Here is a 26,377-nt window from a genome sequence, read left to right as displayed (position 1 = left end):
ACATGTCAAAATCATTCAACAAACCACTCTTGAAACTGGCCATGATTGCTATCACCGGCTTACCTGTATCAGCCTCGGCTTGCGGTTCCGACCCCTTTCTCGGCGAGATTTGCACATTTAGCTTTAACTTTTGCCCGCGCGGTTATCTGGAGGCCGCCGGACAGACGCTGAGCATTGCGCAAAACACAGCCTTGTTTTCATTATTGGGAACGCAGTATGGCGGTGATGGACAAACGACATTTATGTTACCGGATCTGCGCGGCCGCTCGCCAATCGGGGCCGGGCAAGGTCCGGGGCTATCGCCAATATCGATTGGCCAAGAAGTCGGCTTAGATTTTGTAACCCTAGGACTAAACCAAATGCCTTTCCACTCCCATGGTGCGCAAACTTTTTTAGATAACGTTTCCGCTACGATTGACGCAGTAAGTACAGCCGGCAATAAGAGTACGCCCTCCGGCAATGTATTAGCGGCATCGACATCGAGAGATAATATCTATTCAAGCGACGCCCCCAACGCTTCCCTAAAGGCAAACATCATAAAATTTACGGGCAGGCCAACCACTTCCGTTGAGCCTGCGGGACGAAGCCAGCCTTTTGATAACCGTTCACCTGCTTTGGGTATCACTTACTGTGTAGCCACACAAGGTATTTTTCCTGGCCGAAATTAGCGGCTGGAATCGTATAAATCTGCCCTGTTAATCGCAAATAGTCTGAAGTGATATTCACGACACATAGTGCCCACGCAAAAAAGTGGGCACTATGTAGCTAGGCAAAACACGCCGCTGACTGAGCCACATGATCAACCCTTAGCCGGGTAAGCAAAAACTCGATTTACCCGAGTTTAAATCCCACAAAAAAACCGCCTGCACCGCTAACACCCCGGCTGGTAAACACCGCCAGCCTATCCAGCAAGAAACTGCCGGATTCCTTGGCAACCTCAGCGGCTGAGCTAGCCGCATTTTCCAACGCCATATTGTTGATGTTGATAAGATCGTAATATTCGGCAACGAACAAAATCGACACAATCGCCCCACCGACAAACAAGGCCGTGCGCAGCATTTTTTTGGCGAAATAGCCAACCGCCATTCCCAAAATAAACGGTGCGCCTAAATTACCCAGCAAAAAGGCTTCGGAAAAAATATCGTTGGATGCGTGTGTTTCAATGGCGTTATTCATAAAATCCAGTCGTAAAATGTTTAAAAATTTTCGAGGATTTTATAACGAATCCGGCAACATAGAGCATTTACCGCGCAGCAACATCTAAGCCGCCTGTGACGCATAACACGGACCGGCAAGCGCCTCTGCCGCTATGGCTTGTAAGTCAATCACCCTATCCACCGAGGCGATAGTCTCCGGGCGATGGGCGATGATGATACGGGTCAATTTCAGTTGCTGCACCGCACCGTTCACCAGTTTTTCGCGGGCCACGTCCAAGTGGCTGGTGGCTTCGTCCAGCACCAGAATCTTTGGGCGTTTGTACAAGGCTCGGGCCAGCAATACCCGTTGTTTTTGGCCGCCGGACAACACCGTGCCCATATCGCCTATCAGTGTGTTGTAGCCCATGGGCATGTTCATCACATCCTGATGCACCGCCGCCAGTTGCGCGCAGGTTTCGATCCAGGCTTGATCCGGTTCCGGATCGAAAAAACAGATGTTGTCGGCAATCGAGCCGGCAAACAATTGATCTTCCTGCATCACCGCCGCCACCATATTGCGGTAATCGTGACTGTCGATGCGGTTTAAGCGTACACCGCCGATCAGAATTTCGCCGGCACTGGGCTGCAACAAACCCAAGATTAATTTGGCCAGCGTGGTTTTGCCGTAACCGGACGGACCAATGATCGCCACCGACTCGCCTTCGGCAAAATCCAGATTCAAATTTTTCAGCACCGGCGGCTCGGAAGGTGCGTAACTGAAATCCAGATTGCGGATTTGGATCGATGCCGGCAGTTGCTCGTGACGGGCACCACTAACATGCTCATCTTCGGCTTCCGCCAACGCAATATCGGCGACCCGTTCGGTGTGCAGGCCCAGCATTTTGAATTCGATGCCTTTTTCGATGAAGCTGCCCACCCTATGAGTGAACTGGTCTTTAAAGGACATGAAGGCAAACAGCATCCCCACCGAAAAGCCGCCGTCCAGAATAAACAAGGCACCCAGCCAGATCACCGCAATATTTTCCACCCCAAACAACAAGCTGTTCAACGCCCGGTAAATGATATTGAGCTTTTGCACGCGGATGCCGGCGTTGAAATGATCGACCATCAAATTTTGATAGCCGTGCCGGCGTTGCAACTGGCGGTTGAATAATTTCACGCTTTGCATGCCGCGCACGGTTTCCAGCAGATTGGTTTGCTGCTTGGCGGCGCGCAGGATTTGCTCTTCGCTAGCCGCCCGTAATGGTGAGAATGAAACCAAACGCAACAGGCCGTAAAGCAGTGCGGCCAGACTGACGATAGCCGCCAGTTTCCAGCTGTATACCAGCATCATACCCAGTGTCACCAACGCCATCACACCATCAATGATGGCCTCCAGAAAGCTGGTGGTCAGGGTGCGTTGAATCACGTTTAACGATTCGAAGCGCGAGACAATGTCGCCCAGATGCCGTTTCTCAAAGAAATTCATCGGCAACTGCAATAAATGCCCGAACAGATTGCTCATCATCTGCAAGTTAACCGAAGTACTCAGCACCAACACCACCCATGAGCGCAGCGCGGTAATGCCTATCTGAATCAAGGCCAGCAATAAAAATCCCAATCCTAATACTGTCAACAAATTGGTATCCCGTGCAACCACCGCGTTATCCACCACCAGTTGCATAAAAAAAGGCGCTACGATGGCAAACACTTCTATGGCTGCAGCCAATAAAATGATTTGCAAGGTAGCGCTGGAGGCACCGTTCAATCGGCCGATGAGGCGGGATAACTTGATTTGTTGACGTTCGGTTTTGGCGGTAAAAGCTTGGGTGGGCTGCAACTCCAAAGCAATGCCGGTGAAATGCTTGGAGACCTCGGTATAGGGTAAATGCACGGTACCTTTGGCCGGATCGTGTATCGTCGCCACGCCGCGTTTGACCTGGGTCAACACCACAAAATGATTGAAGTCCCAATGTAAGATGGCCGGCAGACTGAGTCTGCTCAGTTCGTTCAAATCCAGCCGCACCGGCCGCGATGCCAGATGCAATTGGTTGGCGATTTGGATCAGATGATTCAAGGTCGAGCCTTTCAAAGACAGGGAAAACTTTTGTCTTAAACTGGCCAAATCCACCCGGTGCCCATGAAAATTAGCCACCATCGCCAGACAAGCCAAACCGCACTCGGCTGCTTCGGTTTGCAGGATCAGCGGGGTCTTCCTGCGGCCGGAAAAGTCGAGGATATGTTGCATAGTCATGATTAAACCCGTCCTAGAATGCTGTAAAGAGGATCGAACACCCATTCGATCAGGCGGCGATGATCCAACCAAATATCCGCATCCAGCAGCATGCCGGATTGCAGAGGAATATCCTGGCGATACGCTTGCACCGCTTGTTTATCGATCTCGACAGTGACCCGGTAGACCGGCTCTTGCAAAGTCACCGGCAAGTCGGCTTCCTTGGGGGTAATCAAGGTTTTGGCGATTTCGACGATACGGCCTTGATGACTACCGAAGCGCTGATAGGGAAAAGCTTGATAACGCACCGACACAGTCTGTCCCTGTTCGACAAAGCCCACTGCGCTGGACGGCACCATTAATTGCGCTTGCAATTTGGCACCTTGCGGCAGGATGGACAGCAAGGGATTGGCGGTCGTGGCATTTTGTCCTTGCTCCGCCAGGATCGTGGTGACGGTGCCGTCGTGCGGTGCGGTAATCACGATGTTGCGGCGCGACTCGGATTCGGTGATGTTTTGCGCCAAGGTTGAAATATTGCGTTCGATGGCCGCACGCTGGTTTTTAAATTTCATTTGGCTACTGTCCGCTTCCAACTGTGTGGAGCGGATGTCGCGTTGTAAGGTCATCTGTACCCGTTGCAGGGCTTGCAGCTTGGCTTGGTGATCCAACCATTCATCTTGTTTTTGTTGGGCTTGCACGGCCGAAACGAATTTTGTGCTTAGCAACTGCTGATAGCGTTGCGAAGTTGCCGCGGCACCGGCCAAACGCTGTTGCTGGGTATCTATTTCATTATTGACTTGTTGTAACTCGCGTTGCATGCCCTGCAGTCTATCCAACACGGAGCGGTATTGAATCTGGTCGATTTGCTCTTGTTTGATGAGTTCTGTTTCCAGACTTTCCCGTCGCTGCTTCAATTGCTCTATCGCCGCGGCCTGAGCTTGCGGGGTTTCCCGCGAACTACTCTCGGTGGATAACACGAACAACGTATCGCCGGCTTTCACGGCTTGCCCTTCGCGTACGTGTTTCTCGATCAAGGTGCCGGCCTGCGGCGCATACACTTTGATTAATCCCATGCTCGGCGACAAATAACCATTCACATGCGATTTGCGGGTGTATTCGCCCCAAAAGGCAAAGGCGACCAGCAGCAATGCGCTGCTGACGGCTAAAGCGGTGAGAAAGGCAAACGACAAGGATTCCACGTGAATAACCTCCCCTAAGGGCTTGTCTTTTTTAAAGTCCAAGGCTTGTTGTCGAAATAACTCATGTTTCATAGCGCCGTTTCCTTCTCACCCTTTTTGACATTGCGACCAAAACCCTCAGAGAACGCCGTAGTTGGCTGCCCGCCGCATGTCTTCGGTCGGCTTGAGGTTATTGGTCACCACTTGCGGACATCTAAAACACGCCGAGCGGCCTTCCTGTAGCCACCAACGACAGTCGGCGCGAATCGCGCACACCGGCAATTGCTCGGTGACTGTCGGCGTAAAGCGCACAACTTTTTCAGCCAGCCGGCATTTGGACTCCGCTTCCGCGTAGTGCCCGCAACCGGTGCAGGCGCATGGCGCGGAAAAGCGGAACACTTCCGCCGGACTGACCGGGCCGGCCAGTTCGAGCAATTGCTCGGTCACCGGTTGCGGGGCAGTCAAATAAGCCATTTCAGGCTGATCCGCAGTACCGGTCATCACGCCGATGACTTGGGCACCTTCCCATTCCGGCTGTGCGCTGGGACATAACACTGGGTTCTCCGAGGTCATGGCCTTATCAACCCAGCTGGGTTGCTCCTTGCAGGCCGCCCGCTAAGCCACCGGCCAAACCGCCGGCACCCTGATTGGTAATCACATTATTTAATCCTCTAAACTGATCGAACCAGGGGCCGCCGGCGATAATGCCTTTATTCAGCACCAAGCTTAACGAGGCGCCGCCGCTAACTTGATCCAGTTGCGCCTGATTCAACTCCACGCCGGCAGCCTCGCGGGCTTGCAAAGCACGTTCTATGCCTTGCGCGGCAAAGGCGGATAATTCATCGACAGAAATTCGAGTGGTTTTGTTTGACATGACAGCTCTCCAAAAAATAAAAGATGACTTCAGGGAAGTGATTTAGCGCACAACCAAGCCAGCATTGGCTTTAATCACGAACGACCCTGGATTGATGACCGGCCAGAATTTGCGGGGAAACTGACTTAAATCGGTTCCGACATCGACTAAACCGCCGGAAACTTGGCTGATTTCCTCAGGTTGCAACACCTTCAGACCTTGATCTAATTTGGATTTTTGAGACATTGTCTTTCTCCTTAATAAAGTGATGAGGCCGGCACATAGCTGGCCCAACGACTGCGATACCGGCAGCATTGCTTGCCGAACCACATCCCCATCTACCGGTTTGTGAACTTGAGCGGGTATTGATACTTTAGGTGTCCGCCACCCTGGAAAGCTGTGAAAAATTCCACTGCGAATGGCGGTAGTTTTTCATTCGACAAGAATTCGTGCCGCTATGGCGGCTACGCTAAAAGCGGAGCTTGGCTGAATGCGTAATTTGCGAAACTTTTTTACCGGCTAAATTTAAAGATCGTCTTCAGCATCTACAATTATTATCGCGGCCCTAAAATACCGCTGGCCTAAATGCCTTTAGGGTAAAGGCTCTATCGAAGGCTTAAACCGCCTCAGGCTTCGACGAATGCAGCCCAAACGGGGCAGCAGCGACAAATTGGGCCGATTTGCATGACAATGTCTTTGATACAAATGACGGCATTTATAGAATTTGGCGACTTTCGAGAACCAAACTGATCGGGAGCTGCCGCTTGCGCAATTGCCCGAACTCGACACGATTCCAGCTTTGCAGCGTACTGCCCAAGATGCGCTAACAAGATCACTTCACAGCGATAGCCATTGACCAAACAACCATGAATAACGCGCCTTCACCCGCGAAACAGACAACATTATCCGAAGCAGTTGCTCCTTCATTTACCCGAGTTTTAATTTCCAATATCGTGGGTTTGGTGATGTTGCTTGGTCTGGCGCTGTTAATAGGCATGACTTGGCAAAGCGTCGCCAGCACTGAAGAAACCACCCGGCGGGAGGTGAAAGAAACCCTGGACCGCGCGACCGAGCGCCTGCAGATTTTGATTCGCGCGGCGGAGATGACAGCCGAGTCCGCTGAACGTGCCGCGATAGCCCCGGAGGTAACGGGCGCCACTTTACAATCGACACTGGAATATTCGCTGGCGGCATTCGAACAACGCCCGGAATTAAGTTATCTGGGCATTTCCTTGGCAGCTTCAGGCGAATACGGCGCGTTGGAACGGACTGCAAATGGCGAGATTTTACTTTGGCTATTCCCGGGTGACCGCACGGAAGGCCCGCCTGCGCGAAAGTTCATATTGACCGAGCAGGGATTCGTGCTCCATCAACAGCTGTTTAACCAACACTACGATCCCCGCAGCGATGCGTTCTACGCAGCCGCTTTGCGCAGCCCGAGCGGCGACACCTGGGTTCCGGCTTACCGCTGGGCGGCGCCATTTACAGGCAACGAGCCTTTGTGGGGCTTCAGCTACGGCAAAGTGCTAAAAGATGCGGGCGGTCGTTTGATCGGCGTTCTGGATGCTGACTTCGACATCCCGGCATTGAATAGCTTTCTAAGCGCCATAGGTACGGAATATCACTCCCGGTTTCAGGTCCTGGAGTTGGGAGCCGCTCCCCGCCTAATCGGCGATCCGTTGCAAGTAGGCCGAGCGCCGTTGCCCTTGCCTGCCGATTTGAGCCCTTTGCTGAATTTCACCGGCGAATTATTCCTAGACCGCATGCTATTGGAAGGCGAGCAACGCTGGGTTGCCGCCCGCCGCATGCCGCTGAAAGGCGGCATGTCTTGGTTGGTCATTACTTCGCGTAAAGTATCGTTTATCGAAGACATGCTGCGTCGCCAGTTGTATCAGGTGGGCGGTATGGGCGTGGCAATTACCGCAGGACTGGTGCTGGTTTCGATGCGCATGGCCCGGCGCTTCGGCAAACCGCTGGCGGCGCTGGAGCGCCGGGTCGCCGGCATCGGTCATACCGAACTGGAACCCCCGGCGACCGCCACTTTCGCCACGAACGAGTTCCGTGAAACCCAAATTCTGGGTGAAGCCCTCGACCACATGGCCGTGGCCGTTAAACAACTGCTGGAAGCCAAGGAACAGCAAGCCGCTTCTCTGGCCTTAAAAGGCGCAATTTTCGACTCCACTCACACCGCAATCTTTAGCCTGGATCACCAATTGACCGTTATAGAATGGAACGCCGCCGCAGAACGTTTGTTTGGCCTGGCGCGTGAATACATTCTGGGTAAGGCCATCACCGATGCTGTGCTTGCGCCCGACGGCCACGCTGATTGGGCCGAGATTCTCAGCACCCCCGATTCCGGCGCGTTTCAATTTGTCGGCACCCAAGGCGTGTTCGACGCGGAATTGCGAGTGGCGGCTTTTACACGCAACGGCTTGGAAGTCCGCACGCTGTTTCTAAACGACATCTCGGAACGAAAACGCGCGGATGCCGCGTTGCGTGAAAGCTTAGCCCGCTTCCACGCCGCCACCCGTGCGACCGGAGATGTCGTGTGGGACTGGGACTTCGCCAGCAACAACATCTGGTGGAGCGAGAACTTTCAAATTGTGTTCGGCTACACCACTGACGAGACTTTGCCTTCATTCGACTTCTGGGCTAGCCGCATTCACCCCGACGACCGCGACCGCGTGGTTGCACACCTTCAAGCCACCGTAGCCGGCAGCGAGAACACCTGGTCCGAGGAATACCGTTTTCGGCGCAAGGACGGCAGCTATGCCGACTTGTTTGATCGCGGCCAATTGCTCTGTGACGACACGGGACGCGGTGTGCGGATGATAGGTGCCATTCAGGACATCACCGCGCGCAAACAGGCCGAGCTTCAGATTCGCTATCTGGCCACCTACGACGGCCTCACCGGCCTGCCCAACCGCGACCTGATCCAGGACCGCATTGCCCAAGCCATCGCCCACGCGCGCCGCGCCGGCAATCAGCTGGCACTACTCTATCTGGATCTGGATCGCTTCAAGATAGTTAACGACGGCTACGGCCATCCATTCGGCGACGCGGTGCTGAAGGTCGCCGCCGAGCGGCTAGGCAGCCTGGTCAGGGATGGTGATACCGTGTCTCGCCTGGGTGGTGACGAATTTCTAATTTTGCTGACTGATTTAAATAAAGATAGCGATGCCTATTTCCTCGCCCAAAAAGTGGTCAGGCATCTTGATTGTCCGCTCCTGGTTCAGGGGCGTAATATCCATTTGTCCGTGAGCATTGGCGTCAGCGTATTCCCGCAGGACGGCGAAACCGCCGAGGCGCTGATCGACAACGCTGACGTGGCTATGTACCGCGCCAAGGACCTAGGCCGCAACACCTGTCAATTCTTCACCCGCGAGATGAGCGAGGAAACCCTGCGCCGTGTCAATATAGAAACACGCTTGCGGGAAGCGTTGGCGGCGGGACAGTTTCAGTTGGTCTACCAACCCAAGGTCAACCTGAAAAACGGGCAAATTTCCGGCTGCGAAGCCTTATTGCGCTGGCAACATCCCGAGATGGGTGCGGTCTCTCCCGCCCAGTTCATTCCAATCGCCGAGGACTCCGGGCTGATCGTCCCGATAGGCGATTGGGCGTTGCGCGCGGCTTGCGCTCAGGCAAAAGCCTGGACAGACGCCGGTTTGCCGCCGGTCTGTGTGGCGGTCAACATATCCGCGCGCCAGTTTCTACAGCAGGATGTGATCAGTTGGGTGATGAATACGCTCGAAGACACCGGTCTACCGGCCTCTCAACTCGAACTGGAACTGACCGAGAGTTTGATCGCTCAGGATGTCGAGAAGGTCATCGCCACTTTTAGTCAGCTCCGGACCGCCGGGGTGAAGCTGTCCATAGACGATTTCGGTACCGGCTATTCCAGCCTCAGCTACTTGAAACGATTTCGCGTAGATACCCTGAAAATTGATCAATCCTTCGTGCGCGACATGCTCACCGATCCGGAAGATGCCACTATTGTATTGGCGGTGATTGCACTGGCGCACAACCTGGCGTTCAAGGTGATCGCCGAAGGCGTGGAAACCGAACAACACTGCCAGTTTCTGCGCGAACACCACTGTGACGAGATACAAGGCTATTACTTCAGCAAACCATTACCGGCATCAGCATTCGAGGTCTTGCTGCGTACCGGCAAAAGCTGGGTATAAACGGCAGGCGCTTGGCGGGATGGCTTTTGCAAAGTTGAAGTTCGCCAATGCGCCGAGCTCTATTCCCGCTGCCGCCGTAAAAGGGGTATGTCTGTGATTTAATTGGCCGACAATCTGTGAAATACTTCACTATCATGACGCAAACTTAGTAAGCTAGGCGTCACATACAAACCAGACCGTTATCAAAAGCGGCACTCTACTAAACCAAGCGGTTATAGCCTCATCATGCAAGCAGAAGTCATCGCCAGTCTGAACCACATCCCCTTTCTCGCCGATCTGCCCGAGGAGGCTTTGGAAGCTTTGGCATCCAGGGCCAAGGTCATTAAATTTCCGAAAAAGGCCATGATTATCGCCGAGGGCGACCAGACCAGTTCGCTGTACATTATTTTGTCCGGCAAGGTGCGGGTGTTTGGCAGTAACGACAAAGACAAGGAGGTCACCTTATTGATACAGGAGGCCGGCTCGTATTTCGGCGAACTGGCCTTGCTCAGCGACGAACCGCGTTCCGCCGCGGTGGAAGCGCAGGAAAAAACCGTGTGTGCGGTCATCGCCAAAACCGATTTCATCCACTGGTTGAAACTACACCCCGATGCGGCGATTGCCTTACTTAAAGTATTGTCGGAAAAAGTCAGATTCCTGACCGAGAAAGTCAAACAAATGGCCTTGTCGAATGTTTACGAACGTACCATTAAGGTGCTGCAAGACATGGCGGAAAAGGAAGGCGACGTCTACGTGATTCATAACCGCCCCACTCAGCAAGAGCTGGCGACCATGGTGGGTTCATCTCGGGAAATGATTAACAAAGTGATGAAAGAACTGACCAAAGGCGGTTATATCAGCGTGGATGAAAAAATCCTCAGAATCGAAACCACCCCGCCGGCCTCATGGTGAGCTGTGTATAGCGATTGTCGATAACGCATCATGGCTACTGCACATCGGGCCAATTGACAAAAACAAGAAAATCCAGAGCAAAGTTAATTATTACCTTGATCAGTTAGGGTTTCAGACTTTATCATCCGAAAAAAAAACACCTTTCGGAGATAAAATGCGCTGCCTTGTGATTTGCTTCATGGTTTTATTTACGCCAATGTGTTTGGCGGAAACCGATGCGACTGCGGCAAGCTGTAGCGTGGAAAAAGCCGCCAAACTGGTATCGCTGCAAGGCAGTTTGTTTTACGACGCCGGCGCCAAAGGACAATGGCAGCCTGCACAGCTGGAGCAAACCCTTTGCGAAGGTAGTCGGATCCGGGTCGAAGCCTATAGCCGCGCATCCTTATTGCTACCCAATGGCATTACCCTCCGTCTTGCCGAGGGCACCGTACTCACTTTAAACGGCATCGCCCCCAATCAAGCGACATTGTTGGATTTGCTGAAAGGCTTTGTCCATTTCATCAGCCGCACCCCCAAGCAGTTACAAATCACCACTCCGATTGCTAACGCCGGCCCGGAAGGCACCGAGTTTGCGTTGCGCGCCGACGATAGCAGCGCAGAATTATGGGTGTACGAAGGCGCCGTGCGCTTTTTCAATACCTATGGCGACATTCACCTAAAAGCCGGAGAAGCCGGGCAAACCTTGTTGGGTCAGGCCCCACGCGCGCGAATCGATCTTAAACCCGCCGATGCGGTGAATTGGGCCTTGTATTACCCGCCACTATTGCCCTACTCAGATTCCGAGCCAGCTATAACCCCAGCTCTACGCGCCGCGATTCAGAATTATCGGCAAGGCCGGGTCGATTTGGCGCTAAGCGCCTTGGACCGGACGCCGCCGGCTGAACAGTCTTCAGAGTTTTTGAAAGCCCGCGCGGCAATCAGGCTGTCAGCCGGACAAAGCCAGTTAGCGATGCAGGATATCCAAACCTTGCGCTCCAGCAATACGAATGACGCGGACGCTTTGGCGCTGGAAAGCATTCTGGTGCTAACCCAAAATCGCAAAGCCGATGCGTTGAATCTGGCCGAGCGTGCGGTTACGGCAAACCCGCAATCAGCGGTCGCTTACTCAGCATTATCGTACTGCCAACAAGCCGAATTCGAACTGGAGAAAGCCCTCGCAGCCGCACAGCATGCCAGTCAGCTCTCACCTAACGATGCGATGACTTGGGCGCGGCTGTCCGAACTGCAATTGGCCCTGGGCCTGCGCACTGAAAGCGCAGAATCGGCAACCAAGGCGTTTATGCTGGCTCCAAATCTGGAAAGAACCCAAACTGTGCAGGGCTTTTCGCAATTATTCAGAGTGGATACCGCTCTAGCCTTGCGGCATTTCGAATCCGCCGTACAACTTGATTCTACCGCGCCACTACCGAGACTGGGTTTGGGTCTAACGAAAACCCGTAGCGGCGACCTGGAAGCCGGTCGCCGCGATCTGGAAATCGCCGCCATTCTGGACCCGAATAATTCATTGTTACGCAGCTATCTGGGTAAAGCCTATTACGAAGAAAAACGCCCGGCGTTGGCCGGCGATCAATTCGATCTGGCGAAGCAACACGACCCGAAAGACCCCACGCCGTATTTTTACGACTCACTACGCAAGCAATCCTTGAATCGTCCGGTCGAAGCGCTGCGCGACATGCAACAGTCGATAGAACTGAACGAAAACCGTGGCGTATATCGCTCGAAGCTGCTGCTGGACGAAGACGCTGCGGCCCGCACCGCCAATCTGGCACGTATCTATAACGATCTGGGTTTTGGCCGGGTGGCCTTAAAGGATGCCTGGAAGTCTTTGGGCCACGATGCCACCGATCCGTCCGCGCACCGTTTTCTTTCGGATGCTTACGTCGGTCAACCGCGCTACCGCGTCGCCCGCGCCAGTGAACTATTGCAGGCGCAATTGCTGCAACCCATTAATATCACCCCGGTACAGCCGCAACTGACCGGCGAAAATATCGGCATTCTGAACAGTACCGGGCCAGGCAGCTTATCGGTCAACGAGTACGATTCCTTATACACCGGCAACGGCGCGCATATGGTTTTAAACGGCGCCTACGGCAGCCGCAACACCCTTACCGATAATGCCATCGTCTCCGGCGTGTACGACAAACTGTCGATGAGTTTTGGGCAATTTCATTATCAAACCGACGGCTTTCGGCAAAACGACGACTACAAACAAGACATCTACAATGCCTTTGCCCAGTATGCCATCACCCAGGATTTGAATGTGCAGGTCGAGTTAAAGACCGAGGATGTTCGAAGTGGGGATACACCATTTCGGTTGAATGGCTTTCACGCTATAAACCTAGGGCAAGTAATTGAGCAAGACACGGCGCGACTGGGCACACATTACCGAATAGACAATCACCAAGAGCTGTTATTCTCCTCTTTCTACACGACGAGGAAATATATAGTAAACGATAAAATACCCGCAGGACTATTTGAAAGCTTTACAGATATTACTTCTGATATTAAAAGCTATCAAACCGAATTACAGCACTTTTTCAATAGCGCAAACTATGAAATTACCAGCGGAGTTGGTTATATTAACTCTGACAATGATGCTCTATCGAAAAGCCTTTTAAGGAGAGGCAGAGTTGTTCTTAATGGACCCAACAGCCAAACTGAGCAACAAACAGAATATTTCAATATTTACAGTTATTTAAAATATAAATTTTCATATAATTTAAATACAACTTTAGGCCTGAGTTATGACTCTTATGAAGTTGGCGCGTTTAAGAAATATCAATTGAACCCCAAGCTTGGCCTTATTTGGACTCCCACGCAAAACCTGACCTTACGCAGCGCAGTATTCCGGACCATCAAAAGACCACTAACCAATAATCAAACTATAGAACCCACACAAGTAGCCGGTTTCAATCAATTCTACGACGAGAATAATGGTGCTGCCGCGTGGCAATATGCAGCAGGCATTGATTATAAACCTACGCACAGCCTATTTATAGGTGGCGAAGTTAGCTGGCGAGACAGTCAGCAGTCGATTAACAATATTTCCTCGCAATTTAGCCGTAATGAAGCAACGCATATGGCTTACCTTTACTGGTCACCAAGCGATTGGTTATCCTTAAAGAGCGAATATCGTTTCGAGAAATTCAAACGCGAATTTGTCACAAATAATGAGGACCGAACGAATCCACGCAGTATCGCCTCTCATCAGATGCCCTTGTCCATTAATCTGTTTCATGACTCCGGCCTTTTCGCCAAATTGTCCGGCACCTTTGTAGATCAGCATGTCACATCCGTTAGGTCTTTAAACGGCCTTCCCCGCGGCACATCCGCGTTTACAGGGGATAGCGAAAGCTTCTGGGTTTTCGATGCCATGCTGGGCTATCGCCTTCCCAATAGATTGGGCACGCTAGCGCTGGAAGGCCGTAACTTATTCGACAACAACTTTGTTTACCAAAGCGTATTCGACGCCAGCGGCCCCCAACTTAGCCCTTTTATCCCTGAGCGGCAATTATTCGTCAAATTGAGTTTGTTTTATTAATTTGCCGGCTAATTTCAATCAGGCTTTTTTGAAAACAGGAGAAATATAATGAAAAAAATGCAAGCGGCGACCATTCTATTAACGAGTACTTTAATCATTGCGTGCGATAAAAAAACAGAACATACACCGCCAGTAAAACAGAGCCCTTCAGTACCGACACTGCTAAAACAAACAGCGATAATGGCAGAAGGTGTTAATTTTAAAACAGGTCAATCTGTTGTAATTGATTCTCTAACTGGCAAAGAAGTCAAGCCTTGCACTAAATCACCCACACTCGGCAAAGATGGTGCTACCAGCAGAGATGCTCGACAAAATAATCATGCAACAGGGCCAGTTTCTGGAGATTGTCAAAGTCAAATTATTAGCGTAGACGAAGCAGTAATGAACGCGATGAAAATCGCCGGCCCTATTGACGGCGTGATTTTAAAAAATAATAAAGAAGTTAAAGCCAAGTTTTTTGTGTCGGTAAAGGCGGTATTTGAGGGATCATATTGCAATACTTATTACGTAAACGGCGACCAATATGAAATCTGCTACACACAAGAAGAAATCGATGCCGCTTTCCAATAAATAAGCATTTCAAGACTAGCCCTGCAAATGATTGTTGGTGGACTCGCCTCTGCGGTCCACCAAATTTAAAGCCCCTTTCAAGCCTTTCCAGCGACTGGCAAACTTGTTATGGCCCGTCCGTTCCGCATCGCCGTTATTACCCTTCTGGGGTTTTTGCTAAGTACGCTGGTAGATTCAGCTTTCGATACAGAAAGCGAACTGGGTTTGCACACCTTATTCAAAATCCGCGGCCCGCAAACACCACCCAATCAAATGGTAATTGTCGCGATGGACGAAGCGTCCGAGACCCGCTTGGGCGTGGGCCAAGACTTGACCCGCTGGCGCGGGTTTCATAAAAAACTGATTGATCAACTTAACCGCCAAGGCGCGAGTTTGATCGTGTTCGATCTGCAATTTATCGCCCCCAATCCCAGCGTGGACCCTATGTTGGCTGATGCGATGCGCACCGCCGGCAAGGTATTGATCAATGAATGCGTGCAAAAATTTCGCCGAGGTGTCGAGGACTTTTACGGGCGGGAAGAATGTTCGGACCGCAATAAAATGCCTGCCATTTCCCGCGAAGGCGAACCAGCGACAAGCTTATCCGAGCAGCTGGTAGTCATGCGCAAACTGTCTCCAACGCCAGCGATTGCCCGGGCAGCATTGGATAGTGCGCCGTTTTATCTGATTAACGACTCTGAAAACGCCAGTATCCGCGAGTCCTGGACTTTTTACGATGCGCTCGCCGAAGCACCCAGCCTACCAGTCTTGGCCTGGTTTTATTACCAACAAGCAAGCAGCGATAATCCCGATGAAAAGCCCTTGTCGGCTTGGTTAACTGCGCAGCGCCGAGCATGTGCAACCCCAACTCCTGATTCAGCGAAACTGGATAACCGCGCCAAGCAATTGATCTGCGAAGGCGATAGCCGCTACCTAAATTACTATGGCCCACCGCGCACGCTCAGAATGGAATCCTACGCCGATGTTTACGAAGGCAAGGTCGAAGACTTGCAAGGCAAAGTGATATTCGTGGGTCGCGCCAATCGCCAGTTTTCGCCGGGCAAATCCGACTTTTTCCCCACCCCCTATTCCGACTCGCGCACCGGCAAAATGGCCGGCGTGGAAATCATGGCCACGCAATTCGCCAACTTGCTGGAAGACCGTTTTATCGAAATACCCGCGCCGGGCTGGTTACTATCAAGCGTATTCGGCCTGCTTATCGCTCTGTTGCTAGTCGGTTTTGCCGGTTGGCCCGGCATTGTCCTCAGTCTGGTCATTGCCTCGGCTTACGCCGGCTCGGCTGTCTGGTTGTTCGGGCAACGCTATTGGTGGTTGCCGGTCGCTGGGCCAATATTGATTCAATTGCCGCTTTCCTGGCTGCTGAGCTTGGCGTGGTCGCGCTACGACTTAATGCGCGAACGCGGGCGGATACTTGAATTCGTCAGTAGAGTGTTTCCGCAATGGGTCGGCATGTTACCCGCGGCGCCGGGACAATGGACGGAAACCGCTAATGCCGGCATCGCTAGAAGTGAAAAAGATGTTTCCGGTTTATGTCTGGCTACCGACATCGAAGGCTATACCACCATCGCCGCCCAACACTCGCCTCGGGAAATGTGGGAGTTATTGAATACCTATTACCAAGTGCTAGGTCATCCGGTAGTGTCGCACGAAGGCGTGATCGCCGATGTCACCGGCGACGCGATGATGGCGGTGTGGTTCGATGCGCCGGCAACGCAACAACGCCGCAGCGCCTGCTTGGCCGCGCTGGAAATGGCCACGGCGGTGGCGTCTTTCAACCTCTCCTCCAGCCAGGAACCACTCGCCACCCGCATCGGCTTGCATGAAGGGGATCTAACGCTGGGCAGCCTGGACGCCGGCAGCTCCAGTCATTACCGGGCTATTGGTGATACGGTCAACATTGCGTCGCGGATTCAGGGGGTGAACAAGTATTTAGGTACGCGGATTCTGGCAGCGCAGAGCATCGCAACCGACTTAGAGGGCATCGTTACCCGACCGGTAGGTACGTTTCGCGTCGTCGGCCGTGCGGAGCCATTGAATCTAGTGGAAGTCGTCGGAAAAATCAGCGGCGATCCCCCATCGAACAAAATGCACGCTCTGTTTGCCGACGGTTTGGCCGCATTCCAGGAAGGCCGGTGGCCGGAGGCCACTCGCCTATTCCAAGCAGCACTCGTTGTCGACGCCAACGACGGACCCAGCCGTTTTTATCTGCAAAAAGCTTTACACTATAGTGAAATGCCGCCTTTGGCATGGGACAGAATCGTGGTGTTGGATGGCAAATAAGCCGTAGCAGCGACACCTAAAAATGGCGTTCCAGCAGAACGATCAGATGATCTTAGCCGCTTTCAACGGTGGAGAATTGAGCCCAGTCCGGCAATTTCATGAGCCAATTCAATACTAAAGCGAGTCAAGCAACGGCTTTGCGCAGCGACACTGGCTTCAGCGCCCTTACCTGCCGCTTCGCTGCATTCGAAGCGTTTTCCAAGCACGACTTGTTCGGCTTTTTTTAACTGCCATTGCACGGAGAAGCGGCTTTGGCCGCTGGCGGTTTGATGTAACTCGAGAATATCAAAGCTGATTTGGTAATCGATAGCCTGACGCGGTGTCCAGGGATAGCGAACCACTTGGTCTATGCCCAGTTGTTTGGCTAAAGAAAGCCGCAAAACCCGGGCAATATTGTCATCCAGACGTTCAGCCCAGCGATGTTGGTCGTCCAATTCATATTGATGCTCGCTCAGCGCAGTGACTAGCTGCGGCCTGTCCAAATACGCCGGCAAATGAATCGGGCCTAAGCCCAACACCGTATCGGCCGGTAACACGGCGGCAACAGACGGCGTGTCGGTTTCGGCGCTCAACATGTAAAACTGCACCGGCTGACTACTGCAAGCGGTCAACAACAGCGCTGAAAGTAGCATTGGCAAATAAATTATGTGTTTCATATTCATCCGGTTAAATCTATTAACAACCCAATCTATTTGCCGTATATCAACGACTCCGGCCGCCTTTCCAGCGACTCTGTTAAATCCTTCAAGGACCGGGCGGCATTGCGCATTTCCACCAAGGCTTGCCCCAGTTGCGCATCCGGCGCGGCCAAGGTTTCGACAGCGGTCAAAGCGTTTTGCGAGCCTTCCATCACCTTGGTAGCGGCGTTCAGACTTTGTTCGGCGGCTTTCAACACCGGCAACAATTCCTTGTTAAAGTCCTGCAAGGTGGTGCGGGTATCGCTCAAAGCGCCATTGGCGTTGCTCATCAACGGTCCGATCTGATTGTTTAACGTCGCCATCAAACGCTGAGTTTCCTGTAAGGATTTAGCTAAAGCAGCCAACGATTGCTTGGTGTCGTCGGATTGCAGCAAACTACGCATTTCGCTGAGGGTATCCGCCAAATTCTTCATCATCTCCTCGACCGGCAGCTGACGCGCGCGATTGAGAATTTCATCGGCGGTATTGCGGATTTCGTCGACTGTGGTCGGCACGCTGGGCAATTCCGGCAGATTTTTGTAATCCAGCTTAATCAGATTGACCGGTTTATCGCTATAAAAATTAAGATCGACATAGAGTAAGCCGGTCAGCAAGCTCTGCGTCTCTAACCGGCCCTTCAAACCAGCATCTATCAGCCTTTGTGCGTCTTGCATGCGCTGTTTTTTACTGTGGCCACCCGATTGCTCTACAGACAAGTCCTGCAGCAAGGCCGGGTCGATTTCGATCACCACCGGCTTGAAAATCCGGCCGGTTGCAGAATCCATCACCAAGGAAATTTCGTTGACGTTACCAATCTGCACACCCTGCAATTTAACCGGCGCGCCGACATTCAAGCCATTCAACGCGGAATCGAAAAAAATCACGAAGCGTTTTTTGTCCTTAAAAAAATCGCTGCCACCAAAGATCATCACGCCCGCCGTCAGCAGGATCAACGCGCCGACCAAAAACGCGCCGATGGCGAGTGGATTGGCTTGTTTGCTCACGCCGGACTCCTCATGTGTCTATGATTGCTATTTTGCTCGGTTTGGTCGCCGCGATTTAAAAATCGAATCACGTTGGGGTGTTTGGATTCGTGCAGCAGTTTTTGCGGGGAACCACCGTCGATATTGGTGCGGGTTTCCGCATCCAGAAATACCGAGTTGTTGCCAATCGCGAAAATACTGTCCAGATCGTGAGTGACCACGACGATGGTGGCCGACAAAGCGCTACTCAAACTTAGAATCAGATCGTCCAGCAATTTGGCGGTGATGGGATCAAGCCCAGCCGAGGGTTCGTCGAAAAATAGAATCTCCGGATCCAAGGCCATGGCTCGCGCCAGGCCGGCGCGCTTCTGCATGCCGCCGCTGAGCTCGGAGGGATAATAATCTTCAAATCCGGCCAAGCCAACCAAAGCTAATTTATAGGAGACAATCTCCCGCACCTTTTTAGGTGGCAACTGGGTGGCTTCGGTAATCGGCAGCGCTACGTTTTCGGCTAAGGTCATCGAGCTGAGCAAAGCACCGCTTTGAAACAACACCCCGGTACGCGCCAGAATCTGCTGGCGGGCTTTGGGATTGGCTTGCCATAGCCCTTGCTCGCCATAACAAACGTCGCCTTTTGCCGGCGATTTCAAGCCTATCATATGCCGCAGCAGAGTGGTTTTTCCGCAGCCGTTACCGCCCATGATGATAAACACGTCGCCGCGATTGATCGTAAAATTTAGATCGCGCTGAATCACGAAATCGCCGTAAGTCATGGTCAGGTCTTTGACTGTGATGCAGGCCTCGGCCATGGCTAAATCCCCAGCCGGTTGCAGATGATGGTCATCACCGAGTCCGCAACGACGATAAACACGATGGCGGTTACCACCGCCGACGTGCCGGCATCGCCGACCGCCGAGGCGCTGCGGCCGCATTGCATGCCGCGCATGCAACCCGATAGCGCAATCAAAATCCCGAACACCGAGCACTTCACAAAACCGATTATAAAATCCTTCATCTTCACGGCATGGGCGGTGCGGTCCAGATACTCGGTCAGCGACACGTCAAAAAAATTCACCGTCACAAAGCCGCCGCCGATGATGCCCATCAAATCGGCATAAAGACATAAAAGCGGCATGATGATGATCAAGGCCAACATGCGCGGCAACACCAGAAACGCCATCGGGTCCAGGTTCATGGTTTTTAACGCATCGATTTCGCTGTTGACGTGCATCGTGCCAATCTGCGCGGCATACGCGGCGCCGGTGCGGCCGGACATAATAATGGCCGTCATCAAACCGCCCATTTCCCGGGTCATACCCAGACTAACCAGGTTAGCAATGTAAATTTGCGCGCCGAACAAAGACAACTGCACCGCGCCGACGAAGGCCAGAATCAGCCCCACCAACAAGCTGATCAAGGTGACGATAGGCAACGCCGACGGCCCGCACTCTTGAATATACAGCCATAAATCCTGGCGGCGAAAGTGGGCTTGTCCGCGCAGCGTAGCGAAGATGCTGATCATCATTTCCCCGACAAAAATCAACATCTCCTTGCCATGCTGAATGGCTTTTCCGGTGCTGACCGCCAAAGCCTGCGACCACGACCTCTGGGTTTGCTCGCGGTGCGCATCGACGCGCTCCGGCACGGCGGCAACCAGAGCCAACAAGCCTTGAATCGATGCCGGCAAGCTGGTCTTATCCACAGCCACCTGTTTTTGCTCGGCGTAATCAATTAGCTTAATTAATTCCGTCACCAACATGCTGTCCCAACGGCCAAGCGCCGCCGTAGACACGACAATTTTTTCGATAGCCTGGGTTTCAATCTGCGCGAGTATGGGTTCCAAAGCGGGTAATTGCGCATCCAGCACCCAGTCTCCGGACAGCGAGATTTCCAAAGTCTTTGCCTGGCGAATCGCGCTGATGGCGCAGCTTGGAGCACTATTGATGGCTGGCGGTAGGATTTTTGACGTTTTCATCCCTGTTGATACTGATAAAACTTAGCCGCAAGTATGCGCAGAACACCGACGCATGGCAATAGCCGACTGAGAAGTATTTTTCCTAAAAATTGCCGGGAGCAACTGCTCTGACTGAATAGCCCTGCATCTTCAAAATCGGCATGTCGGCAGCAAAAAGCTTATCAGTATCTATCAAATTTTCGCCAATTCGCGCGTTTCCCAGTCGGCCTTGATTTGCAAAATTTGCGGTTGGATGTCCAGAAAACAGGTCACCATCGCCGGATCGAAATGCTGCGCGGCGCCTTCGCGGATAGTCGCGACCGCCTTATCGACCGGCCATGCTTCTTTATAAGGCCGGCGCATGGTCAGCGCGTCGAACACGTCGGCCACCCCGACGATACGCACCGATTCGGGAATATTGAGGTTAGCCAGCCCATTCGGGTAGCCGGTGCCGTCCCATTTTTCGTGATGCGACAAGGCCACTTCGGCCGCCAGTTTAAAAATCGGTGCATCGCTTTTCGATAGAATATCGTAACCAATCTGGCAATGCCGGCGCATGATGCGCCATTCGTCTTCATCCAGCGCACCCGGTTTACTCAGTACCGCATCGGGCACGCCGATTTTGCCGGTATCATGCATCGTCGCGGCAAACTCCAGCAATTCGGCATCGGCACACGTCCAGCCGACATTTAAGGCCAAGGCTTTAGCATAAGCGGCCATCCGCCAAATATGTACCCCGGTATCGTTGTCGTTATAGTGGCCGGCTTCGCCCAACATATAGATGGCGTCGCGGTGGCTTTTTTCCAACTGCGTCGCTCTTACCAATGATAAATGGGTTTTTACTCGCGCCCGCACCAGACTGGGTACAACAGGCTTACTCAAGTAATCCACACAACCCACCGCAAACCCTTGCTCTTCATCGCCCAAGTCGGATAAAGCCGTGACGAATATGACCGGGATGGTTTCGGTGACCGGATCGGCTTTCAAAGCCCGACAAACTTGGTAGCCGTTCATATCCGGCATCTGAATATCTAGCAAAATTAAACTCGGCCGGTGTTTGGCAACTGCCAGCAGGGTTTCCTCACCGTTACGCGCAAACACCAAACGATAGGTAGGCTCCAGAATTTCACGAAGTATCGCCAAATTCGCGGGTTCGTCATCCACGATCAAAATCGGATTATTAGGCATGGGTATCTTACTGTTTTGGTATATCGAGCTGGCTTATTAACGCCAGAACTAAGCTTTCAGCTTGCCGAAAATTATAGTCGCGAATTTGTGTCGTGAGCGGCGCCAATAACTCGGCATCCACCAAGCCCGCCAATTTCAGCAATAGGCGCTCGGCATGACCGGGGTTATCTTCATCCAGCGCCGTTAATAATTCGCTTAACAAGGGTTTGATACCATCGGGCGCCTCGCTGTGAGCACTATGGTCAAGCGGTGACAGGGAGTTTGTGCTTAAGTTACCGATGCTGATGATCACCACGTCAAGCGCCTGTTGCAGCGCTGCGGCGGCCGCAGCCAACGGCTGACTGTGATGCAAGGCCGTTTCCAGTTCGACGCTGCGTTTGGCTACCTCGTTCAGAGCCAAACCGTAAGCCGCGCCTTTTAACTTGTGCGTCAGGGTGGCAAGCTCGGCAAGTTGACCTTGCTCGGCAGCGACACTAATGTCCCGTCCGGCTGTGCGATACTGCTCGACAAAGCGTGCCAGATAGGCCTGGTAAAGATCGCGCTTATGCCACATTTTCAGGCCGGCGTTAACATCGATTCCCGGCCAATCGTCTGGGTCTGGAGTTGTCGGCACAATGACTGGGGCGGATTGGCCGCGGGGAATTAACCCGTCATCCGGGTCGCCGGATGCCAGCCCCGTCACTCCGAGCGGCGAATTGTTTCCTGTCCAACGCCTGATCAAAGCCAGCATTTGCGGTACGTTAAAGGGCTTGGCGATAAAATCGTTCATACCGGCTTCCAGCGCTGCTTCCTGCAAGTTTTTAAAGGCGCCGGCCGTGAGTGCCAGGATAGGTAAATCAGACCACGCCGGATTTTTGCGTATCCGCCGAGTGGCGGCATAACCGTCCATGCGCGGCATTTGCACATCCATCAATACCAAATCCACAGCACCAGGGTTTTTAAACAACCAATCCACCGCGTCTTGGCCGTCGCACGCCAAGCTGACTTGCGCGCCCTCCGACTCCAAAATGCGCCTCGCCACTTCGCGGTTGATGTCGCTATCGTCCACCACCAGTATTCGCAGACCTTGCATACGTGTGCCTGCCGAATTGCACGATTTATCCGGCAAAACTGGCAGCGGCGGGGATTTCGACAATACCGCCGCGACGGCGTTATACAATGCGGAAGGGGTTACCGGTTTGCTCAATATCCCCTCGACATGCTTCATGTCGGCATCAACCGCCAGCAGTTCCCGGGAATTGGATGAGCTGATCATCAAGATAATGGCTATACGCGGCTGATCTGCGTTAACCGCCGCCAATGAAGCGCGGATAGCTTCGGCTATACTCGTACCGTCGACATCCGCCATAGGCCAATCCAGCAGCAGCACGTCATAAGGCTCGGCGCGTTCCAAACTGGCGAGCAGTTCGACGATTGCCGCCTCACCCGAGTCGACGGCATTGGCATACCAATCAAGACTTCGCGCCGAGGTATTGACGGCTTCGCGCGTAGCCTCACAATCATCGACCACCAGCAATTTCAAATGGTGCAAATGCGGGAGAGACTGCGCCGGATTGCAGTCAAGATGCCGCTGCAACCGCAGGACAAACCAAAATTCGCTGCCTTGGTCGGCTACGCTGTTTACCCGCAACTCGCCCCCCATCAAATTCACCAGCTGGCGACAAATTGCCAAGCCAAGGCCGGAGCCGCCAAAGCGGCGGCTGATTGTATTATCTGCCTGGGTAAAGGCGGCAAACACATCGTCCAATTGCGGTTCGGAAATACCGATACCGGTATCGCTGACGGCAAAGCGCACCGCCACCGTATCGCCGCTTTGCCAATCATCGACAGTCACGCGCAACACGACTTCGCCTTTTTCGGTAAATTTAATCGCATTGCCGAGTAAATTAATCAAGACTTGTTGAATGCGCAGGCCATCGCCGATCAGAGCATCGACACCAGCCGGCGGGATAATGATCAATTCCAGATTTTTGTGGTCGGCTGCCGCCGCCATCAAGGCCGCAAGGTGATCGAACATATCGCTGAGCCGGAACGGCAGGTTTTCGATCTCCAGGCGCCCGGCCTCGATTTTGGAAAAATCCAGAATATCGTTAATAATCGCCAATAAAGAACGCCCGGCATCACGAATTTTCCGCACCAAACTGCGTTCTTCTTCGTTCAGCGTGTGTTGTTCCAGCAAATAACAAAACCCCAGCACCGCATTCATCGGCGTGCGGATTTCGTGGCTCATATTCGCCACAAAACTGCTTTTTACCTGCGTCAAATGCTCTGCGCGTTGCAAGGCTTGGTTGAGCTGTTCCGTGCGCTGTTCGACCAGGTTCTGCAAATGATCCCGATATTGCAGCAATTCCATTTCCTGTTTTTTCCGCACGCTGATGTCCTGTACCGTGGCCACCCGATACATCACCTTTTGCTCGGCATTTTTGACGCTGACCAAATCCACCGCCACGTCAAACTTAGAACCATCCTGGCGCCGATAAACCGATTCGTAACGTATTTTGCCGAATTGGTCGGCTTCATGCAGACGCTGTGCGGCCGATTCGACGTATTCCGGCGCGTACAGGGACAGAATGAGTTGGCCTTCAAACTGATCGGCGTTGTCGTAACCCAGCATCTCGGCAAACGCCGGATTGCAGGTTACCAGGCGGCCGGTCTCGGGGTTGCCTATGGCTATGCCGTGCCCGCAATAGCGGAATGCATCGATCCAACGCTGTTTTTCCGCGGCCGCAAGCTTGGCTTCGGTGATGTCTTGCACGGTCCCAATCAAGCGCCAGGGTTGACCATCGGCCGTGGTCTCCAGTTTGGCTTTGGACAACAGCCAACGCTGCTTTCCTTGCGGGGTACAAATACGGTATTCCAAACCGTTACCGCTGTTACCCGCCAAACAGTCCTGATGCCAGGCGCGCCTGGCGGCACGGTCATCGGGATGCACCGTATCCAACAACTGCTCCATGGATAAGGCTTGATCGGTTTCGGGTGATAGGCCAAATACCCGAAAGGTTTCTTCGCTCCACATCGCTTGGCCGCCAGGTAGGTAGCGAACCCAAGAACCAATATGAGCCACGGCCTGAGAATCTGCCAGCAGCCGTTCTTTTTCTATCAGGCTTTGCTCGATTTGCCGGCGTTCGGTGATGTCTAAGACAATACCTCGATAGAGTAGAGGCCGACCTATCTCATCCAACTCTGGTTGACCACGCGACATCAGCCAACGCTCCCGGCCGTCGACTAGTGCGGCAAGCCGCCATTCCACGTTCAACTCGATATTTTGCTGTACCGCTTGGTGAATTGCCGCTTGCGCGATGGCGCGATCATCCGGATGCACAGTGGACAGCCAGACGTCGTAGCTTGCTTGGCAAGCAAACGGCTCCAAGCCATACAGGCGCCACAAACCTTCATCCCATTGATTTTCGTTGGTCTGTAAATTCCACTCCCAGATACCGGCGTTGGCAGCACGAAGCGCTTGGTTCAAACGCCGGTGGTTAACCTCCGATTCCAAACTGGCAATGCGCTGCAACTCGGCTTTGGAGCGGCGCAATGTTCGAAAGCCAGATTAAACGACAGCCCCATCAAGGCAAAAATCGCCGTGGAATAGTAATAGCGCACGTCCGCAATGTTAAAACTTCCCGCAGGCGGGATAAAAAAATAGATACCCATTGAAACGGCCATTGCCGTAGCAAGCAGGCCGCTAAGCACCCCTCCCAAGTAAGCACTTAAAAATACCGCCGGGTAAAACAAACTCCAGGTCAGGGGCGACAGCGCGGACCATAGCGACCATTGCAGCAAGCCGGCGGCAATAGGTATCGCCACAGACACAATTGAAGTCAAGTGGATGGGAATTCGTTGGAAGCGGATCTGCAGAAAACGCTCAGCATGCCGATTTCGCTGCTGGTTAACCCTGAGCGGGTCGAAGAATTTAATCAGCGTGTCCTTAATCACCGCGATAAACCCTGCAACATTCAGCGGTTGCGCAACGCATAAAAATGCAAAAGTTATCCATGCAAAACAATGCCGGCCGCCACTTTATTAGCAATCCTGCACCAATTCAGGTGTGTAGCTTCCAGTCTAAAAACAACTAACGAACGTACTGAATCGGTGACAGTCGCAGCGTCAGACCCGGTGTATTGCCAACGCTGCTCGGCGGGTATCAACCGGCACGTTTTGTCATCCGCTATGAAAATGTTGCGCAAACCGAAAAACATATGCCCCCGTGCTTTAGGTAGCCCTCTAAAACGCTAGCTTACCAGATGAGTTTATTGCGGCAAATATCGAGGGGCCTGAGTATCTATAGACAGCGGATAATATGTAAAGTGGCGTTTTAGACGGCGCAGAACAAACAGATTTCGCGCGCTATAAAAAAACCCCTGAGTAGGGGCTTTTTGCTTGTTCTAAGGTAAGTCTCAAAAAGGTTCTTCCTACCACTCATAAAACAAAATACTCATAACTTATTGATTTACGATAAATAATAACATTAAAACTTAACAAATAATCCCCTTAATTGTTAAATTTTGCCCATTTTTAGCTAGAAAACGCAACAAAGCATTTTTGTCTAACCATATCATATGGATATGCCATTCATAACCGTCTCTGAAGCAGGCTTATCTGTTTGCCACATCTATCCACAATCAAGCACCCCCATCTTGAAAAATGATTACGCCCAGCAGGTAATCCGTATGCATGCTGGAAGACATTAACGTAGCATTAACAGATGT

General features: G+C 52.6%; 19 protein-coding genes. 6 read left to right on the top strand and 13 right to left on the bottom strand.

What is annotated here, in order from left to right; genetic code table 11:
- The first annotated feature begins 2 nt into the window (after positions 1-2).
- Positions 3-668 carry a phage tail protein gene (locus DDY07_RS05805; RefSeq protein WP_216614717.1) on the top strand — a complete coding sequence of 222 codons (666 nt, stop codon included), beginning with the start codon at positions 3-5 and terminating at the stop codon, positions 666-668.
- Between the two features lie 163 nt (positions 669-831).
- On the opposite strand, the gene DDY07_RS05800 is transcribed toward DDY07_RS05805, so the two are convergent.
- From DDY07_RS05800 to DDY07_RS05775, 6 genes are all read right to left on the bottom strand, one after another.
- The gene (locus DDY07_RS05800) at positions 832-1,176 is read right to left on the bottom strand and encodes an FUN14 domain-containing protein (protein WP_171695170.1); all 345 of its coding nucleotides are present in this window, start codon (positions 1,174-1,176) and stop codon (positions 832-834) included.
- Between the two features lie 84 nt (positions 1,177-1,260).
- Complete coding sequence (locus tag DDY07_RS05795; protein ID WP_253734412.1) at positions 1,261-3,390, bottom strand: peptidase domain-containing ABC transporter; 2,130 nt, start codon at positions 3,388-3,390, stop codon at positions 1,261-1,263.
- 2 nt (positions 3,391-3,392) lie between these two features.
- The gene (locus tag DDY07_RS05790; protein ID WP_171695169.1) at positions 3,393-4,640 is read right to left on the bottom strand and encodes an HlyD family secretion protein; all 1,248 of its coding nucleotides are present in this window, start codon (positions 4,638-4,640) and stop codon (positions 3,393-3,395) included.
- A gap of 45 nt (positions 4,641-4,685) precedes the next feature.
- The gene (locus DDY07_RS05785; protein ID WP_171695168.1) at positions 4,686-5,120 is read right to left on the bottom strand and encodes a nitrogen fixation protein; all 435 of its coding nucleotides are present in this window, start codon (positions 5,118-5,120) and stop codon (positions 4,686-4,688) included.
- 7 nt (positions 5,121-5,127) lie between these two features.
- Positions 5,128-5,421 (bottom strand): hypothetical protein, encoded by a 294-nt coding sequence (locus DDY07_RS05780; RefSeq protein WP_171695167.1) that lies wholly within the window; start codon positions 5,419-5,421, stop codon positions 5,128-5,130.
- A gap of 42 nt (positions 5,422-5,463) precedes the next feature.
- Entirely contained in the window at positions 5,464-5,646 is a 183-nt protein-coding gene (locus DDY07_RS05775; protein ID WP_171695166.1) for a hypothetical protein, read from the bottom strand.
- Between the two features lie 620 nt (positions 5,647-6,266).
- Between DDY07_RS05775 and DDY07_RS05770 the strand changes: the two genes are divergently transcribed.
- The 5 genes from DDY07_RS05770 (at position 6,267) to DDY07_RS05750 (ending at position 16,866) form a co-directional block, all read left to right on the top strand.
- Positions 6,267-9,584, top strand: a complete 3,318-nt coding sequence (locus tag DDY07_RS05770) for an EAL domain-containing protein (protein ID WP_171695165.1) — start codon at positions 6,267-6,269, stop codon at positions 9,582-9,584.
- A 225-nt stretch (positions 9,585-9,809) separates the two neighbouring features.
- Complete coding sequence (locus DDY07_RS05765) at positions 9,810-10,475, top strand: Crp/Fnr family transcriptional regulator (protein ID WP_171695164.1); 666 nt, start codon at positions 9,810-9,812, stop codon at positions 10,473-10,475.
- A gap of 154 nt (positions 10,476-10,629) precedes the next feature.
- Entirely contained in the window at positions 10,630-14,016 is a 3,387-nt protein-coding gene (locus tag DDY07_RS05760) for a TonB-dependent receptor (RefSeq protein WP_171695163.1), read from the top strand.
- 48 nt (positions 14,017-14,064) lie between these two features.
- Positions 14,065-14,586, top strand: coding sequence for a hypothetical protein (locus DDY07_RS05755; RefSeq protein ID WP_171695162.1), 522 nt, complete (start codon positions 14,065-14,067; stop codon positions 14,584-14,586).
- A 108-nt stretch (positions 14,587-14,694) separates the two neighbouring features.
- Positions 14,695-16,866 (top strand): CHASE2 domain-containing protein, encoded by a 2,172-nt coding sequence (locus tag DDY07_RS05750; RefSeq protein WP_171695161.1) that lies wholly within the window; start codon positions 14,695-14,697, stop codon positions 16,864-16,866.
- Between the two features lie 62 nt (positions 16,867-16,928).
- On the opposite strand, the gene DDY07_RS05745 is transcribed toward DDY07_RS05750, so the two are convergent.
- The 7 genes from DDY07_RS05745 to DDY07_RS05715 form a co-directional block, all read right to left on the bottom strand.
- On the bottom strand, positions 16,929-17,522 hold the full coding sequence (locus tag DDY07_RS05745) for a membrane integrity-associated transporter subunit PqiC (RefSeq protein ID WP_165786325.1): 594 nt from the start codon (positions 17,520-17,522) through the stop codon (positions 16,929-16,931).
- 32 nt (positions 17,523-17,554) lie between these two features.
- The gene (locus tag DDY07_RS05740) at positions 17,555-18,547 is read right to left on the bottom strand and encodes an MlaD family protein (RefSeq protein ID WP_171695160.1); all 993 of its coding nucleotides are present in this window, start codon (positions 18,545-18,547) and stop codon (positions 17,555-17,557) included.
- A complete protein-coding gene (locus DDY07_RS05735; RefSeq protein WP_026600391.1) occupies positions 18,544-19,335 on the bottom strand; it encodes an ABC transporter ATP-binding protein in 792 nt (263 codons plus the stop codon). The genes DDY07_RS05740 and DDY07_RS05735 overlap by 4 nt, the downstream gene beginning before the upstream one ends.
- A 2-nt stretch (positions 19,336-19,337) precedes the next feature.
- Positions 19,338-20,501, bottom strand: coding sequence for an ABC transporter permease (locus tag DDY07_RS05730; RefSeq protein WP_171695159.1), 1,164 nt, complete (start codon positions 20,499-20,501; stop codon positions 19,338-19,340).
- A gap of 171 nt (positions 20,502-20,672) precedes the next feature.
- Positions 20,673-21,668 (bottom strand): HD domain-containing phosphohydrolase, encoded by a 996-nt coding sequence (locus DDY07_RS05725; protein ID WP_171695158.1) that lies wholly within the window; start codon positions 21,666-21,668, stop codon positions 20,673-20,675.
- A 7-nt stretch (positions 21,669-21,675) separates the two neighbouring features.
- On the bottom strand, positions 21,676-25,203 hold the full coding sequence (locus DDY07_RS05720) for a PAS domain-containing hybrid sensor histidine kinase/response regulator (protein ID WP_171695157.1): 3,528 nt from the start codon (positions 25,201-25,203) through the stop codon (positions 21,676-21,678).
- Positions 25,134-25,604, bottom strand: coding sequence for a DUF4118 domain-containing protein (locus DDY07_RS05715; RefSeq protein ID WP_171695156.1), 471 nt, complete (start codon positions 25,602-25,604; stop codon positions 25,134-25,136). Before DDY07_RS05715 ends, DDY07_RS05720 begins: the two co-directional genes overlap by 70 nt.
- Between the last annotated feature and the right edge of the window lie 773 nt (positions 25,605-26,377).

Origin of the sequence: Methylomonas sp. ZR1 (genome assembly GCF_013141865.1) — a bacterium.
GTDB lineage: Bacteria > Pseudomonadota > Gammaproteobacteria > Methylococcales > Methylomonadaceae > Methylomonas.
Note: the sequence above shows the minus strand (reverse complement) of the source record. Positions and strands in the feature narration are given on the sequence as shown.